This is a genomic window from Corynebacterium nasicanis, assembly GCF_042658165.1.
Taxonomy (GTDB): domain Bacteria; phylum Actinomycetota; class Actinomycetes; order Mycobacteriales; family Mycobacteriaceae; genus Corynebacterium; species Corynebacterium nasicanis.
Genome location: NZ_JBHSQE010000006.1, coordinates 27,298 through 28,470, shown reverse-complemented (window position 1 = coordinate 28,470; position 1,173 = coordinate 27,298). Strand labels below are relative to the sequence as shown.

Here is a 1,173-nt window from a genome sequence, read left to right as displayed (position 1 = left end):
GTCATCCAGAACCTTGCCAGTGCCATCATTGGGCACCTGATCAACCACCGTGCCCGGGTTGATGCTCGGAGCGGTCGTGTCAGCCGGAAGAACCGTAATGGTGAAGGTCTCCGTGTCGGTGTTACCTGCATCATCGGTCGCCGTGACGGTCACTTCGTAGGTTCCCGGAGCAGTCGGGGTGCCCGTGATCTCGCCGGTGGTCTCGTTGAAGGAAAGCCCCTCAGGGAGATCGGACACCGTCACCAACAGATCAGGATCATTCGTCGAGACCTTGATCGCAGCGATGGGCTCGTTCACGGTGACAGTGACGTCAGCGATCGGAGTGATGTCCGGGGCAGTGGTGTCGCCGAGCTCAGTAACGGTCACCGGAGCCGTGATGGTCTCAGTAGACCCATCCGGGTAGGTGACGAGAACCGGGATCTCGTACTCGCCAGCGGGAACCGTTGTCGGCGGATTGACGACCAGAGAGCCATCGGTGTTGACAGTGACCCACGTCGGAGTATCTGCAGTTGCGCCGAAGGTCGTCTCGGTAAGACCATCCTCACTCACGGGAAGTGCAGATCCATCGGCATTCGTCGGGGCCGGAACAGTGATCGTCCCGCCCTGTTCAACCGTGGTGTTCTCGCCGTAAACCGGCTGATTAAGGTCAGCGTCGGAGTCAACCTCAGGAGCCGCAGTGACGTCGACAGTCAGCACGAGGAGATCCGTGGAACCGTCGGTGTACCGCACCTGGACCGGGAACTCATAGGTTCCGGGAGCAACCGCGAGGGTCGGGTTCAGGGTGATCGCACCGGTGGCGATATCGAGTGAAGCCCAACCGGCGCCTGCCGGCCAGCCGGCCATCTGGGTGAAGCCTTCCACCTGGTCAGCAGGAAGGGGATTGCCGTTCTCAGTCGGAACAACAGTAACCGGGGTCTCCGGAGCCTGCTGAACGGTGGTACCCGTCGGGTACGCCGGGTTCAGGGTGTCGGCGATAGAAGTCGTATCAGCCGCCTCCACAGTGATCGTGAACGTCTCCGTCGAAGCGTTACCCGCCTCATCCGTCACCGTCACCGTCACCTCGAAGGTTCCCGGAACAGTCGGGGTACCCGTGATCTCACCAGTGGCCTCATCAAACGACAGACCCTCCGGAAGACCAGTCACCGTCACCGTCGCCGCCGGATCATCCGACGT

General features: G+C 61.5%; 1 protein-coding gene. It reads right to left on the bottom strand.

Annotation, left to right across the window (positions count from 1 at the left end; all coding sequences use genetic code 11):
* On the bottom strand, positions 1 to 1,173 hold a 1,173-nt coding region (locus ACFPUZ_RS08345; RefSeq protein WP_377001465.1), incomplete at both ends, for a Rib/alpha-like domain-containing protein.